The 14,991-nt window shown below is 37.5% G+C and carries 14 protein-coding genes; 9 read left to right on the top strand and 5 right to left on the bottom strand.

Going from position 1 to position 14,991, the window contains the following annotated elements; all coding sequences use genetic code 11:
- Window positions 1–12: 12 nt before the first annotated feature.
- Window positions 13–471, bottom strand: a complete 459-nt coding sequence (locus JK139_RS07520) for a MarR family winged helix-turn-helix transcriptional regulator (protein WP_218330949.1) — start codon at window positions 469–471, stop codon at window positions 13–15.
- A 243-nt stretch (window positions 472–714) separates the two neighbouring features.
- On the opposite strand from JK139_RS07520, the gene sufB reads away from it, so the two are divergent.
- The 7 genes from sufB to JK139_RS07485 all read left to right on the top strand — a co-directional run bounded on the left by sufB (window position 715) and on the right by JK139_RS07485 (window position 6,895).
- Window positions 715–2,160, top strand: coding sequence for a Fe-S cluster assembly protein SufB (sufB, locus tag JK139_RS07515; RefSeq protein WP_074417822.1), 1,446 nt, complete (start codon window positions 715–717; stop codon window positions 2,158–2,160).
- A 33-nt stretch (window positions 2,161–2,193) separates the two neighbouring features.
- Window positions 2,194–2,955, top strand: a complete 762-nt coding sequence (gene sufC / locus JK139_RS07510; RefSeq protein WP_074417821.1) for a Fe-S cluster assembly ATPase SufC — start codon at window positions 2,194–2,196, stop codon at window positions 2,953–2,955.
- A gap of 27 nt (window positions 2,956–2,982) precedes the next feature.
- Window positions 2,983–4,302, top strand: a complete 1,320-nt coding sequence (gene sufD, locus JK139_RS07505) for a Fe-S cluster assembly protein SufD (RefSeq protein WP_218330948.1) — start codon at window positions 2,983–2,985, stop codon at window positions 4,300–4,302.
- 7 nt (window positions 4,303–4,309) lie between these two features.
- Window positions 4,310–5,554 (top strand): cysteine desulfurase, encoded by a 1,245-nt coding sequence (locus JK139_RS07500; RefSeq protein ID WP_218330947.1) that lies wholly within the window; start codon window positions 4,310–4,312, stop codon window positions 5,552–5,554.
- A 1-nt stretch (window position 5,555) separates the two neighbouring features.
- Entirely contained in the window at window positions 5,556–5,990 is a 435-nt protein-coding gene (locus JK139_RS07495) for a SufE family protein (protein ID WP_068242339.1), read from the top strand.
- 12 nt (window positions 5,991–6,002) lie between these two features.
- Window positions 6,003–6,314 (top strand): SUF system Fe-S cluster assembly protein, encoded by a 312-nt coding sequence (locus tag JK139_RS07490; protein WP_218330946.1) that lies wholly within the window; start codon window positions 6,003–6,005, stop codon window positions 6,312–6,314.
- Between the two features lie 86 nt (window positions 6,315–6,400).
- The gene (locus JK139_RS07485; protein WP_074417819.1) at window positions 6,401–6,895 is read left to right on the top strand and encodes an RrF2 family transcriptional regulator; all 495 of its coding nucleotides are present in this window, start codon (window positions 6,401–6,403) and stop codon (window positions 6,893–6,895) included.
- 187 nt (window positions 6,896–7,082) lie between these two features.
- Here JK139_RS07485 and JK139_RS07480 read toward each other — a convergent pair whose 3' ends face one another.
- The 4 genes from JK139_RS07480 to JK139_RS07465 form a co-directional block, all read right to left on the bottom strand.
- Window positions 7,083–8,453 (bottom strand): peptidylprolyl isomerase, encoded by a 1,371-nt coding sequence (locus JK139_RS07480; RefSeq protein ID WP_218330945.1) that lies wholly within the window; start codon window positions 8,451–8,453, stop codon window positions 7,083–7,085.
- Window positions 8,454–8,665: 212 nt separating this feature from the next.
- Entirely contained in the window at window positions 8,666–11,740 is a 3,075-nt protein-coding gene (gene infB / locus JK139_RS07475; protein ID WP_074420745.1) for a translation initiation factor IF-2, read from the bottom strand.
- A 143-nt stretch (window positions 11,741–11,883) separates the two neighbouring features.
- On the bottom strand, window positions 11,884–13,137 hold the full coding sequence (nusA, locus tag JK139_RS07470) for a transcription termination factor NusA (protein WP_218330944.1): 1,254 nt from the start codon (window positions 13,135–13,137) through the stop codon (window positions 11,884–11,886).
- 57 nt (window positions 13,138–13,194) lie between these two features.
- Window positions 13,195–13,665: an LSm family protein gene (locus JK139_RS07465; RefSeq protein WP_218330943.1), complete on the bottom strand. Its 471-nt coding sequence runs from the start codon at window positions 13,663–13,665 to the stop codon at window positions 13,195–13,197.
- Window positions 13,666–13,835: 170 nt separating this feature from the next.
- Here JK139_RS07465 and JK139_RS07460 point away from each other — a divergent pair, with 170 nt between their 5' ends.
- Both JK139_RS07460 and JK139_RS07455 read left to right on the top strand, forming a co-directional pair.
- Window positions 13,836–14,072: a hypothetical protein gene (locus tag JK139_RS07460; RefSeq protein WP_068242352.1), complete on the top strand. Its 237-nt coding sequence runs from the start codon at window positions 13,836–13,838 to the stop codon at window positions 14,070–14,072.
- Window positions 14,073–14,154: 82 nt separating this feature from the next.
- The coding region (locus JK139_RS07455) for an alpha-amylase family glycosyl hydrolase (protein ID WP_262900173.1) at window positions 14,155–14,991 on the top strand (837 nt) is incomplete at its 3' end.

Genomic DNA, 14,991 nt, shown 5'->3' with positions numbered 1-14,991 from the left:
CTTAAAAAATTTTTATACTTCTTTCGATCGGATTTTTTCGAGTAATGCATTGAGTTGCCTTGCTTCTTCATTATTTATTGCAAATTCAGTGGCTCGGTGTGTATCTATCGCCTCACTGCATTTTTCTAAAAGATTTACACCTAATGGTGTTAAATGAATTACCGTTTCACGTTTGTCAATTTGTGATTGCTTGCGTTCTACCAATTTTTTTAGTTCCAGTCTGTCTATAATTCTGGGCACATTTGAGTTTTTTTCAATCATCCTTCCTGCAATGTCTCTTACGCACATGTCATCCGGATGTTTCCCTTTTAAAATACGCAGTACATTAAACTGTTCATGTGTAATGCCAAATTGCTTTAAAATAATGGCCGATTGGGTTTTTAACCACCAGGCAGTATATAAAATGTTCAATGCCGATTTATGCACCTCGTCTTTAAATTTATTACTTTGTATGGCTTGTTCTAATTTCATAACACAAATGTATGTACATACATGCAATTTTTCAAATTTTTCTTATTTTCAATCAAAAAGGGAATTTTAGAAGCATCAGTCAATCGTGCTTTTTTAAATTTTTATAAAAACTAACCAACGGGAGCCTACTTTTGAAATGCAGAAAATTTAATTTTCTGTTTATACTATTTTGTACAAACAGTAAAAAGCTGTTAACTTTGCAGTTGTTACCGAATTGCTCTTCACGATAAAAAAACAGGTAGAATGAAAGAAGAAATGGATGTTTTGGAACAAACCATTGGTTCAGAGTACAAGTACGGGTTTGTTACAGACATTGAAACAGATACTGTTCCAAAAGGAATTGATGAATCAATTGTACGGCTCATTTCAAAGAAAAAAAATGAGCCTGAATGGATGCTGAACTGGCGGTTAAAAGCTTTTGCCCACTGGCTAAAAATGGAAGAGCCCCAATGGCCCAATGTAACATATCCACCTATTAATTTCCAGGATATTATTTATTATGCTGCTCCCAAAAAGAAAAAGGCCTTAAACGGATTGGATGAAGTAGATCCCGAATTACTGAAAACCTTCGAGAAATTGGGGATATCGATTAATGAGCAAAAACGATTAACCGGTGTGGCTGTGGATGTGGTAATGGACAGTGTGTCTGTAGCTACTTCCTTTAAAAAACAATTGGCCGAAGTGGGTATTATTTTTTGCTCTATGAGCGAGGCCATTCAAAACCATCCGGAGCTGGTCCAAAAATATATAGGCTCTGTAGTGCCCATGACCGATAATTATTTTGCAGCCCTGAATAGTGCTGTTTTTACCGATGGTTCATTCTGCTATATTCCCAAAGGGGTTCGTTGCCCCATGGAATTATCTACTTATTTCCGAATAAATACTGAAAATACAGGTCAGTTTGAAAGAACACTGATTGTGGCAGAAGAAGAATCTTATGTAAGTTATCTGGAAGGTTGTACTGCCCCTAAACGGGATGAAAATCAATTACATGCCGCTGTGGTTGAATTGGTGGCGCATCGCAAAGCCGAAATTAAATATTCGACTGTACAAAACTGGTATCCAGGCGATGCCAATGGTGCCGGAGGTATTTACAATTTTGTTACCAAAAGAGGTATTTGCTTAGGCGAATATGCTAAAATATCTTGGTCGCAGGTAGAAACAGGTTCTGCCATTACTTGGAAATATCCTAGTGTAATTTTGAAAGGCGATAATTCTGTTGGCGAATTTTATTCAGTAGCACTTACCAATCATTTACAGCAAGCCGATACCGGTACCAAAATGATTCATTTGGGCAAAAACACCCGTAGCCGAATTGTATCAAAAGGTATTTCAGCTGGCAAAAGCCAGAATAGTTATCGCGGATTGGTTCGGGTGGGTAAAAATGCCATCAATGCCCGTAATTTTTCTCAGTGCGATTCTTTGCTTTTGAGCGATCAGTGTGGTGCACATACCTTTCCTTACATAGAAGCTGCGCATCCATCAGCTGTTATTGAACATGAGGCCACCACTTCTAAAATTGGTGAAGACCAGCTTTTTTACTGCCGTCAACGCGGTATTGATACTGAAGCTGCCGTAGCGCTCATTGTTACGGGCTTTGCAAAAGAAGTGATGAATCAATTGCCTATGGAATTTGCTGTAGAAGCACAAAAACTGCTGGCTATCAGTCTGGAAGGAAGTGTTGGTTAAAACTAATTTTTTCATTAATTACATTTTAATAATATGTTATCTATTCAAAACATTCATGCTGCTATTGAAGGTAAAGAAATTTTAAAAGGAATCAATCTTGATATTCAACCCGGCGAAGTACACGCCATCATGGGTCCGAATGGTTCGGGTAAAAGTACGCTGGCATCTGTACTGGCAGGAAGGGAAGAGTATGAAGTAACTGAGGGCTCAATTGAGTTTCTTGGGAAAAATATGTTGGAACTTTCGCCTGAAGAAAGAGCCAGAGAAGGGTTGTTTCTTGCCTTCCAATATCCGGTTGAAATTCCGGGTGTAAGCACTACCAATTTTATTAAAACTGCTTTAAATGAAAAAAGAAAATACCATGGCTTAGAACCCTTAGATGCCGTAGCTTTTTTGAAATTAATGAAAGAAAAAATGCAGTTGGTTGAAATTGATAAAGCCCTGCTGACACGATCAGTGAATGAAGGCTTTTCAGGCGGTGAAAAAAAGAAGAATGAAATTTTTCAGATGGCGATGCTTGAACCGAAGCTCACTATCTTGGATGAAACAGATTCAGGATTGGATATTGATGCCTTACGAATAGTAGCCAGTGGTGTAAATAAACTGCGTAATAAAGACAACGCTATTATTGTTATTACCCATTATCAACGTTTATTGGATTATTTACAACCCGATTTTGTACATGTTTTGTATAAGGGACGTATTGTAAAATCAGGAACCAAGGAGTTAGCACTAACTCTGGAAGACCAAGGCTACGACTATATTAAAGAAGAGTTTGGGGCTACAACTATTTAAAATCAATTCCAAAAATATTCCAGTAATATGGCAATTTTACAAACGGCGTATATAGAAGAAAAGTTTGGCACATTGCAATCATCGCATCCAAATGTGTTGTTGAATGAGGTTAGACAAAAAGGTTTTCAAGCCTATCAAAATGTAGGTATTCCATCTTATAAAAATGAAGAGTGGCGGTATACTCCGGTCAGTAATTTATTTAAACAGTCATACAGTTTTTCTGAAAAAATTTCAACCATCAATCAGGCGTCTGTTAATACATTTCGCTTGCCGGATAGTGCAACAGCCAATGAACTGGTATTTGTAAATGGTTTGTACAATCCGTTGCTTTCTAATATTCGTTCTGCAGCCAATGAACTGGTTATTATATCAATGGAAGAAGCAGCGAATGATATACGTTTTTCTGATATTTTGAAAGAGCACTTAGGTAAAAGCAGTTTGTATTTGCAGGATGGTATTCATGCACTAAATACCTCTTTCATTAACGGTGGTGTATTTGTGTATGTTCCCAAAAAAGTACAGGTAGCACTGCCATTGTATATTTATCATATTGCCGATACTGTTCAAAATCCGGTTCTGGCTCAGCCCCGCAGTTTGATATATCTGGCAGAATCAGCTGAATTGAAGTTGGTTGAAACATATAAAACTGCAGGTAGTTCAGATAGTTTTACAAATGAAGTAATGGAAGTGGTGGTTGCAGGCAATGCGGTGTTTGAATATTATAAACTACAAAATGATATTGCAGTAGCTAATCAGGTAAACACAACCCATATTCGCCAAATTGGCAAAAGTTATGTGCATACCGTAGTGGTTACTTTAGATGGTGGCATGGTTCGTAACAACACCAATATTATTATGGAAACACCAGGTAATGAGGCACATATGTATGGCTTGTATTTGTTGAAAGGGAATACACATGCTGATAACCATACATTGGTTGATAACAGAGAACCCCATTGCTTTAGTAATGAGTTGTATAAAGGTGTAATGGATGATGCAACTACAGGCGTTTTTAGCGGAAAAATTTATGTGCGGCCACAGGCTCAAAAAATCAATGCATACCAGAGTAACAAAAATATTTTGTTGAGTGAAATGGCCAGTGTAAATACCAAACCTCAGTTACAAATTTTTGCTGACGATGTTAAATGTTCTCATGGATGTACTATAGGAAGGTTAGATGAGGAAGCTTTGTTTTATCTGCGTTCCCGTGGTATTGATGCTGCACAGGCTAAAGCTATGTTGTTGCAGGCATTTGCAAACGATGTTATTGAAAAAATTAAAATTGAATCATTACGCGAACACATTGAAACACTGATTGTAAACAGGCTCTCCGTTCAAATCAGCTGATATCATCATGGAAACATCAACCCATATATTGAATACATTGCAGGTGGAAGATATTCGGAAACAATTCCCAATATTGAAGCGCACTATTCATAACAAGCCTATCGTATATCTCGATAATGCTGCAACTACACAAAAGCCAATGGTTGTTATTGATGCATTGAGCCATTATTATATGCACTCAAATGCCAATATTCACAGAGGTATTCATACACTTGCAGAAGAAGCAACGGCCGCTTATGAAGCAACACGCACAGCAGTGCAGGTTTTTATCAATGCATCTTGTACCGAAGAAATAATTTTTACACGAGGTACCACTGAGTCAATCAATCTGGTTGCTAATACATGGGGAAGAAAAAATATTCAGGAAGGTGATGAAATCATCATTTCTGAAATGGAACATCACTCCAATATTGTGCCTTGGCAAATACTTTGTGAAGAAAAAAAAGCAGTATTAAAGGTTATTCCCATTAGCGATGAAGGTGAGTTGTTGTTAGATGTTTACCGGCAACTGCTAACGTCTAAAACGAAATTGGTTGCCATTACTTATGTATCGAATAGTTTAGGCACCATCAATCCTATATCTGAAATCATACAAATGGCACACAACGCTGGTGCGCTTGTGTTAGTGGATGGCGCTCAGGCTACTGTACATTTAGATATTGATGTACAAAAAATGGATTGTGACTTCTATGCTTTTTCAGGACATAAAATTTATGCTCCAACAGGCGTTGGTGTTTTGTATGGTAAAAAGGCTTTGTTAGAAGCAATGCCCGTATTTATGGGCGGTGGCGAAATGATAAAAGAAGTAAGTTTTGCCAAAACTACTTATGCTGAATTGCCGTATAAATACGAAGCAGGCACCCCAAACATTGCTGATACCATTGCATTAAAGGCAGCGATTGATTTTATGCGTGAAACCGATGTTGCAATGATACACCAACATGAAAAAGAATTATTGGAATATGCTACGAAACAAATGCTCCAAATTCCCAACTTGCGCATTTATGGAACGGCTGAAAATAAAACCGGAGTTATTTCTTTTCTGGTAAACAATATTCATCCGCAAGATATGGGTGTTTTATTAGATAATCAGGGCATTGCCGTTAGAACCGGGCATCATTGTACACAACCCTTAATGCACCGTTTGGGTATTCCCGGAACGGTTCGTGCTTCTTTTGCCGTATATAATACAATGGAAGAAGTAGACCGGCTAATTAACGGCATTCAAAAATCAATTAAAATGCTTTTATAATATGGGTGAATCAAGCACTATTGCAGCAAGAGAGGCAGAAATAATTGAAGCATTTGCTTTATTGGATAGCTGGGAAGAAAAATATGAATACATCATTGAACTGGGTAAAAAACTTCCACCGCTGGATGAGCGATATAAGTTAGCAGAAAATATCATTAAAGGCTGCCAGTCAACTGTTTGGTTAGTAGCCAATTATTCAGATGGGAAAGTATTTTTTAAAGCAGATAGTGATGCGGTAATTGTAAAAGGATTGGTGAGTTTGCTGATTAAAGTTTTATCCGGCGTTACGCCTCAGGAAATTTTACAAGCACAATTAGATTTTTTACAAGAAATAGGCATGATGACACATTTGGCACAAACCCGTTCCAATGGTTTGCGTGCCATGATTCAGCAAATGAAACATTATGCATTGGCGTTTCAATCTATTAACTCCTGAAAAAGGAAAACTATGGAACCGGAAGCATTAAAAGAAAAAGTGATTGAAGCTTTACATGAAATATACGATCCGGAAATTCCGGTAGATATTTACGAGCTGGGTCTGATTTATGAAGTTGAAATTCTGCCTATTAACAATGTGCAGATTGTAATGACTTTAACTGCACCCAGTTGCCCGGCTGCTCAGGAATTACCGATTGAAGTTGACCAAAAAGTGCGTGCTATTGAAGGGGTAAATGATGTGCATGTTTCAGTAGTTTGGGATCCGCCATGGGATAGAAGTATGATGAGTGAGGCTGCTCAACTTACTTTAGGATTTATGTAACGCCGGCATTCAAATTTAATACTGAAAATAAATAAATTATTTTTTAATATATTTAAATCTGTACGCTTACCTTAAAAAATTGCAACATGAAAATAACTTCACAGGAAGAATATGGTTTTCGTATTTTACTCCGCATTGCAAGGTGTAAGGATAGTGAAAGCATGAGCATACAAGCACTGAGTGTTGCCGAGGGTTTAACAATGGCTTATGTGGCTAAATTAACCCGATTGTTGCGGAAGGCAGGATATATTAATAGTACACCCGGTAATGTGGGCGGTTATGTTTTGGCCCGACCTGCATCTGAAATTAATGTAAATAAGGTATTAAAATCATTGGGTGGGGCATTGTTTTCAAAAGAGTTTTGCGGTACGTATTCCGGATCTATGCGTTTTTGCAATAATTCGGTAGATTGTTCTGTGCGTTCATTGTGGCAAATGGTGCAGTTCTCCATTGATCAATTATTAGATAAAGTGAGTTTACAGGATTTGATTGGTACTGAAAAAAAATCTGAAAATTTGTTGAGCAATTTGTTTCAGGCGCATCTGCAATTGTTGAAAGAGGCCGAAGTTGCTACCGTATAAATTTTGAATTTACTTTAAAATAACGGTGTACAGTTGGTGTAATGATACAAAGTGGGCTGTAATTCTGCAATTTTTTTATTGCAGATAGAGTGCCCTCTTTTAAAAAATAAAAAACCATTTCTGCTGTTGGTAAAATGGTTTTGAATATGTTTGAAGAAAGTGGATTGAACTATATATGCTACAACTTTTAATTTCTAGCAGCATATTTCCACCACTCATCCAACGATTTGCAACCTTTAAATTCTTTATCGATAGTAATGTAGAAATTAGGTAAATGATCGTTAAACCATTGTTCTAATTTCGATTGTTTTTTATCTTCCAATGCTTGTTGTGCAATTTTGTTATAATCTTCTTTCAGGTTTTCGCGATGTGGCTCTGTTCTGGTTTTCAGATAAACCAATCGTACCATTTTTCTGCCCCGGTCGTCGGTATAAACTTGTGGTTGCGATATTTGTCCGGGCTTCAGTGTTTTTAATAATGGAATTAAGTCTTTATCGGGTAACTGATCAATGGTAATGTATGAACTGCCATCTCTTCCCTGAATTTGACCGCCGGTAAATTTGCTGTTATCATCGTCGCTAAAGCGGTTAACAGCTTCACCGAAAGTCATTTGTTTGGTTTCAATTAAATTACGAACCGAGTCTAATTTTTGAACGGATAAATCAATTTCTGTTTGTGTTACCGGTGGAATTTTAAGAATGTGGCGTACTACCGCATCATCGCCGGAACGGCTTACTAATTGAATGATGTGTAAACCAAATTTTGATTTAATAACCGGAGAAATTTGACCTTCCTTCAATTTAAATACAGTGGCCAAAAATGTAGGATCCCAGAATTTATCGTTTCTGTTCAGGTGTAATAAACCACCTTGTTTTTCTGTTTCCACATCATCAGAATATAGCTTTGCTAACTGATCAAATCTTTTCTGGCCCGATTCAACTTGTTTTTTATAGCTGTATAAATCTTTTGATACATAATCTTCTACTTCTTTATTCGCTTTTGGCTGTGCCAAAATTTGGCTCACTTCAATTTCGCTTTCAAAAAATGGGAGACTGTCTTTTGGAATTTTATCGAAATATGCTTTTACTTCATTGGGAGTAACTTTTACGTTCTCCAGAATTTTATTGCGCATCTGGTCGGCTAATTTTCTGTCTCTGAATGCCGGCCTGAAATCTTCTTTAATTTGATAAATGGTTTTACCTGCAATTTCCTCCAGTACTTCTTTCGAACCATATTCTCTGATAAAACCTCTGATTTGATTGTCTAAAGCTGCATCCAAATCTTCATCAGAAACAACGAGTGAATCTTTTTCAGCTTGTAAAACCAATGCTTTTTGAATGAGTTGTGCTTCTAAAAAGGCACATTCAGGATGTGGAGGTAATGATGCTTCCTGACCCTGACGTTTGGCATCTGAAATAGCATTCATTACATCTGATCGTAAAATAATTTTATCGCCAACCTGGGCAACAATTTTATCGGCTACTACTTTTTGTACCTGCGCTTTTATAGTGGCAGATACGGAAAAGAAAAGAATGCTTACTAATAAAAACTGCTTCATAATTTTTTACTATGTATCACCTGCAAGGCTATTTCATTTATTTAAAAATGTTTATTCCTGCATGCTATTCAGGATAAAATATTTAGGTATTGTGTGTTTCAAAAGTACTTCTAAACTGTGTGAAACTGCTCACTGCTAAAGCTTTTAACAAAAAAATTTGCTTCAGGCAGGCTTACCCGCTACATCCTGAAGCAAATGATAGGAAAGTATGGTTATAATGTACGTTTTATTTCTACTTCTTCATAAGCTACAATGGTATCACCTACTGCTAAATCAGTATAATTTTTAATGGTTAAGCCGCACTCCATATTAGAGGGCACTTCTTTTACATCATCTTTATATCTTTTTAAACTGCCTAATTCAGCAAATGCACCTTCCTGACGTGGATAAATTAAGATGCCATCTCTAAACAATCTGATTTTTGCATCTCTTTTTATACGGCCTTCTAAAACAAAGCAACCTGCAACGGTAGCTTTATCAAATTTATATACTTCGCGTACTTCAACGGTGGCCACTTCTTTTTCCTGAATTTTGGGTTCCAACATACCCTCCATGGCGCTCTTCACTTCTTCAATAGCATTGTAAATAATGGAGTACATTTTAATTTCTACGCCCTCATTTTGTGCCAGACGGGCAGCTTGTGCCGATGGGCGAACATTGAAGCCAATTAAAATGGCATCAGAAGCGGTAGCCAGCAATACATCACTTTCTGAAATCTGACCCACTGCTTTGTGTACAACATTCACTGCAATTTCAGCGGTAGAAAGTTTTTGTAAAGAATCGCTCAATGCTTCTATTGAACCATCCACATCACCTTTGATGATAATATTTAATTCTTTAAAGTTACCCAAAGCTAATCTACGTCCAATTTCATCTAGGGTAATATGTTTACGTGCTCTAAGTCCCTGTTCACGCATTAATTGTGCCCGTTTATTGGCAGATTCTTTGGCTTCAGATTCACCTTTATATACTTTAAATTTTTCACCGGCCTGTGGTGCACCATTTAAGCCTAAAATAACTGCGGGTGTTGATGGAGGTGCTTCTGTAATTTTTTGATTCCGTTCGTTAAACATGGCTTTAACACGGCCATAATATTGTGCACTTACAATAATATCACCTTGTTTAAGGGTGCCATTTTGAACCAGAATAGTAGCTACATAGCCGCGACCTTTATCTAAAGTGGCTTCTATAATAGAGCCGGATGCTTCTTTATTGGGGTTGGCTTTCAGATCTAACAATTCTGCTTCCAGCAATATTTTTTCTAAAAGTAAATCAACATTTAAACCTTGTTTGGCACTCAGTTCTTGACTTTGGTATTTTCCACCCCACTCTTCCACCAAAATATTCATATTGGAAAGTTGTTCATATATTTTTTGTGGATTGGCGCCTTCTTTATCAATTTTATTGATGGCAAAAATCATGGGTACATTGGCAGCTTGTGCGTGGCTAATGGCCTCTTTGGTTTGTGGCATTACGGCATCATCTGCTGCAATAACAATAACTGCAATGTCTGTAACTTTTGCACCTCTAGCACGCATAGCGGTAAAGGCTTCGTGTCCGGGTGTATCTAAAAATGTAATGTGTTTGCCACTTTCGGGTAAGGTAACTTCATACGCACCAATGTGCTGGGTAATACCGCCTGCTTCACCTGCAACTACATTGGCATTTCTAATATAATCGAGTAATGAGGTTTTACCATGGTCAACGTGGCCCATAATGGTTACTATTGGTGGGCGGCTTACTAAGTTTTGGGTATCTTCCTCTTCTTCTTCCTCATTTAATTCATCCACGTCATCCACGCCAATAAATTCTACTTCATAGCCAAATTCACTAGCCACTAATTCAATTACTTCTGCATCAAGGCGTTGGTTAATAGACACCATAATGCCCAGGTTCATACATTTACCAATTACATCTGCAAAACTTACGTCCATTAAATTGGCCAGTTCGCTTACGCTGATAAATTCTGTTACCTGTAGTTTATTATCTTCCGATAATTCGCCCATTGATTCGGCAGCTTCATCTCGTTTGGCACGGCGATATTTTGCTTTTAGGCTTTTACCTCTGCCACCTGCACCGGCTAATTTAGCCTGCGTTTCTTTTATTTTTTCCTGAATATCTTTTGCGTCAATTTCTTTTTCTTCTTTTCTATGATCACGTCCGGCACCTCGTTGGTGTGGGGTATGTCGGTTATTGTTGTTCCGGTTGCCACCTGTTCCGCCACCACCTTGCGGCTGATTATTGCGGTTATTAGCGGGTTGTATGGGCCGGTTGGGTCCTGTAACCGGTGTACCGCCTGCATTAACAGTAGTACCTGCAGCTACATTACCCTGACGTGGGCCGCCACCTGCTTTGGGTTCGCGGTTAAATTGTCCTCCGGGTTGGTTACCACCTACTTTGTTTAGCGGAATGCGTTTGCGTTGCTTACGGCTTTCTTCACGTGAAGAAGGTTTGGGCCGGGTGTCACTGTCAATTGGCAATTGTATTTTCCCTAATATTTTGGGGCCGGTTAATTTTTCCACTTCAATATTTTCAATAACCGGTGCACCATCCTGGTGTGGAATGTTGGATTCTATATTGGTTACAGGTGTTGCTGTGGGTTGTTCTTCTTTAGCAACAACCGTAATTTCTTCGGGTTGAACACGTGGAGTAACCGGGGTAGTACTTTCAACTATCGGTTCCTTTTTATCGGATGTATCTTCTTTCTTTCTGGAAGATTTTTTAGGTCTGGTAGAAGTATCTATTGCATCTAAATCAATCTTTGCAATAATTTTAGGCCCTTCTATTTCGGGAACCTCTAACTTAATAAAGTCATCTTCTGCAGATTTTTCGGGTACAATTACTTCCGGTTCGGGATGCTTTTCCTGGATGATGGGCGCTTCTGTAAGAATAGGTTCAGATGGTAATTCAACGGTAGGAACTTCGGCTGGTGTAGTTTTTTTCTGAACAGATTCCGATTCTGTTTCTTTCAATGTTTCCTTAAGTTCTTCTTTGGGGAGTGATTTTTTTTCCTCTTTTTTAAAACTTACTTCTTCTTCTTCCTTTCTTTTTCTTGGTTCTGCCGGAGCAATTTTAGGTATTTCTACCTGATCAGCTTTATTCTTAGCTTGTTTATCACTTTGGAATTCGGCCTGAAGGGCAAGATACATTTCTACTGAAAGTTTGGCTGTTGGTTTCAGCTCCTCTTTGTTAAAACCTCTCTTCCCCAAAAATTCAATAATGGTATCCTGACCAACATTAAACTCTTTGGCTGCTGCTAATAATCGTGGTAATTTCAGTTCTGACATTCCGTTTTATTTAATCCATCCGCGCCTTTTTGTTAAAGGCAACGTTCAAATGTATATATAAGACCGTTTATGGCCTAATATGTTGCTTTAAAATACTCAAGTTTTTGCATAAACTTTTTTTATGGTATTAAAAAAGAAAGGTTTTATGCTTCATCGTTATCAAATTCGGCCTGTAAAATTCTTCTTACTTCGGCAATGGTTTCTTTTTCCAGATCGGTTCTTCTTTCCAGTTCATCTTCATTTAAATTTAAAACACTGCGGGCCGTATCGCATCCTACTTTTTTGAATGCTTCAATTACCCAGGGTTCAATTTCATCGCTAAATTCTTCCAGGTCAATGTCAAATTCATCTGTTTTTTCTTCATCTTCCCTAAACACATCTAAAGTATATCCGGTTAGTTCAGAAGCTAATTTAATATTTACGCCTCTTCGGCCAATGGCAAGCGATACCTGATCAGCTTTCAAATAAACATCAGCCTGCTTCTTCTCTGTATCAATATTCATGAAGCTGATTTTAGCAGGTGTTAAAGAGCGTTGAATGAGTAGCTGGATATTATTGGTGTAATTAATAACATCAATATTTTCGTTTTTCAATTCACGTACAATTCCATGAATACGACTTCCTTTCATGCCTACACAGGCACCAACGGGGTCAATTCTGTCGTCATAAGATTCTACTGCTACTTTTGCTCTTTCACCCGGCTCACGAACAATTTTCTTGATTGATATTAGTCCGTCAAAAATTTCCGGTACTTCTATTTCTAAAAGTTTGGCTAAGAATAAAGGGCTGGTTCGTGAAAGTATGATGACAGGGGAATTGTTTTTTAAATCAACTCTTGCAACAACTGCACGTATGGTTTCGCCTTTGCGGAAAAAGTCTTGTGGTATTTGTTCAGATTTTGGCAAAATTAATTCATTCTCTTCTTCATCCATTAATAAAACTTCTTTTTTCCAAACCTGATGCACATCGGCAGAAATGATTTCACCAATGCGATCGCTGTATTTTTTTACCAGTACATTCTTTTTTAAATCGTTGATACGGCTGGCCAAAGTTTGTTTGGCAGCTAAAATAGCACGGCGGCCAAAGTCGAGCATATCAACTTCTTCATACAATTCTTCGCCTACTTCAAAATCGGGCTCTATTTTAACGGCTTCTGAATAGCTGATTTCGGCAAGTGGGTCATGCACTTCTCCATCTTCTACAATCATCCGGCGGCGGATGATTTCCAAATCGCCTTTTTCGGCATTTACAATTACGTCAAAATTTTCGTCGCTACCATATTTTTTGCGTAATAAGGTTTTAAAAACATCTTCTACTACTTTCATCAAAGTAGGTCTGTCCAGATTTTCGGTGTCTTTAAATTCCTGAAATGCGTCAATAAGATTAATACTTGCCATAATTCAATTTTTTAGCGGTAGTTCAGGCTTTGTTGATACAAACGGGCCTGATGAATATTAAAATTTAATTTGAACGGTTGTTGTTTTTATAGTAGTAAATGGTATTAAAATTTGTTGTGTGATAGCTTTTTTGCCTTTTCCTGTTGTATGTTCCAATAAAATATCCTGTTCTGCCACGGCCAGCAAAACACCTTGTTTAATGGTGTCGTCGGTAAATACTACTTCAACATTTCTGCCAATATTTTTAACATATTGCCTGTGTAGTTTTAGCGGCTCACCAACGCCGGGTGAAGAAACTTCCAAACTAAATTCGCCCTCCGGAAAAATACCCGCTTCTGTGATTAATTGATACAGTTTTCTATTAAAGTACACGCATTTTTCAATGGGCAATCCTTCATCGCCATCTAAAAACACCTTTATATTTTGTGTGGGTTTTACTTTAACCGCTACGCAAAAAAATGAAGGCTCGGTTTCCAGCATGCTATTTACAATGCCGGTAATTTGTTCTATGTGTGTTTGTGTTGACATACCTATAAAGCAGAAGGGAACGCTTCCGTTCCCTTCTATCGTTCTTTTTTCCGTTGCAAATGTAATGGATAAAATGATTACGCTCCAAATTAGAAATAGGAACTTATTATAAATGGTTAAAAAATGGCCGGAGGGTTGTAATTAAACCCTGTTATTGTATTTTTGCCACTATGTTAAAAATTATTATTTGGAGTTGTGTATTGTATCTGATTTACAAGTTTGTATTTGATTTGGTGGTGCCAATTGGCAAAGCTACTTCTGAAATGAAACAGAAGATTAATGCCATGCAACAAGCGCAACAGCAGGCTGCTGAATCGCAAAATAATTTTAATGCCACATCTAAAGCTGCATCTTCTAAAACAAAACCGGCAGATGAAGAGTATATTGATTTTGAAGAAATGAAATAAAGCCGGATATATTAAAGGAATGCGCTTCTGCTTTCTGATACATTGTGTTATTTAAATACTTCATCCTTTCATCAAACTATTTATGAAACAAAATATACTTGCCATTTTTTTATTATGTCTCACTGTTTGTGCTGAAAATAGTAATGCACAATCTGAACTACCAAAAGCAGATGCCAATCAAAAATGGTGGAAAGAAGCCATTGTGTATCAAATTTATCCCAGAAGTTTTAAAGATAGCAACGGCGATGGCGTAGGCGATTTAAAAGGCATTATCTCTGAATTAGATTATATTAAAAGTTTAGGTGTTGATGTGGTTTGGTTAAACCCCATTTACCAATCGCCCAATTTTGATAATGGCTATGATGTAAGCGATTACCGCAAAATTTTGCCTGAATTTGGGACGATGGCCGATTTTGATTCTTTGTTAAATGGAATGCACCGCAGAGGTATTAAATTGGTAATGGATTTGGTGGTGAACCACAGTAGCAACGAACACGAATGGTTTCAGAAAAGCCGGAGTTCAAGAAATAACCCCTATCGCAACTATTATCATTGGTGGAATGCTGAAAATGGGAAACCACCTTATCGTTATAGTTTGTTCGATATTAATCATGATGCCTGGAAGTATGATACACTCACCAATGCCTATTACCTGCATTATTTTTCAGATAAACAACCCGATTTAAATTGGGAAAATCCTAAAGTTAGAAATGAAGTGTACAATATTATGCGCTTTTGGGCTGATAAAGGCATTGACGGATTTAGGTTAGATGCTTTTCAATTTGTGGCAAAAGATACCACCTTCCCCATGTTCCCGAAAGGGTTTGAAAAAGATTTTACACGTTATTATGCCATGCAGGGTAATATACACAGCTATTTACAACAAATGAACCAGCAAATTTTTAGTAAATACGATGTA

It is taken from the genome of Hydrotalea lipotrueae (assembly GCF_019249625.1).
Classification (GTDB): Bacteria; Bacteroidota; Bacteroidia; order Chitinophagales; family Chitinophagaceae; genus Hydrotalea; species Hydrotalea flava.
Note: the sequence above shows the minus strand (reverse complement) of the source record. Positions and strands in the feature narration are given on the sequence as shown.

Bases quoted from the DNA above. Each gene is read 5' to 3' on its own strand.
- JK139_RS07520 (WP_218330949.1), bottom strand. From the start codon at position 471: ATGAAATTAGAACAAGCCATACAAAGTAATAAATTTAAAGACGAGGTG.
- sufB (WP_074417822.1), top strand. From the start codon at position 715: ATGAAAGAAGAAATGGATGTTTTGGAACAAACCATTGGTTCAGAGTAC.
- sufC (WP_074417821.1), top strand. From the start codon at position 2,194: ATGTTATCTATTCAAAACATTCATGCTGCTATTGAAGGTAAAGAAATT.
- sufD (WP_218330948.1), top strand. From the start codon at position 2,983: ATGGCAATTTTACAAACGGCGTATATAGAAGAAAAGTTTGGCACATTG.
- JK139_RS07500 (WP_218330947.1), top strand. From the start codon at position 4,310: ATGGAAACATCAACCCATATATTGAATACATTGCAGGTGGAAGATATT.
- JK139_RS07495 (WP_068242339.1), top strand. From the start codon at position 5,556: ATGGGTGAATCAAGCACTATTGCAGCAAGAGAGGCAGAAATAATTGAA.
- JK139_RS07490 (WP_218330946.1), top strand. From the start codon at position 6,003: ATGGAACCGGAAGCATTAAAAGAAAAAGTGATTGAAGCTTTACATGAA.
- JK139_RS07485 (WP_074417819.1), top strand. From the start codon at position 6,401: ATGAAAATAACTTCACAGGAAGAATATGGTTTTCGTATTTTACTCCGC.
- JK139_RS07480 (WP_218330945.1), bottom strand. From the start codon at position 8,453: ATGAAGCAGTTTTTATTAGTAAGCATTCTTTTCTTTTCCGTATCTGCC.
- infB (WP_074420745.1), bottom strand. From the start codon at position 11,740: ATGTCAGAACTGAAATTACCACGATTATTAGCAGCAGCCAAAGAGTTT.
- nusA (WP_218330944.1), bottom strand. From the start codon at position 13,137: ATGGCAAGTATTAATCTTATTGACGCATTTCAGGAATTTAAAGACACC.
- JK139_RS07465 (WP_218330943.1), bottom strand. From the start codon at position 13,665: ATGTCAACACAAACACACATAGAACAAATTACCGGCATTGTAAATAGC.
- JK139_RS07460 (WP_068242352.1), top strand. From the start codon at position 13,836: ATGTTAAAAATTATTATTTGGAGTTGTGTATTGTATCTGATTTACAAG.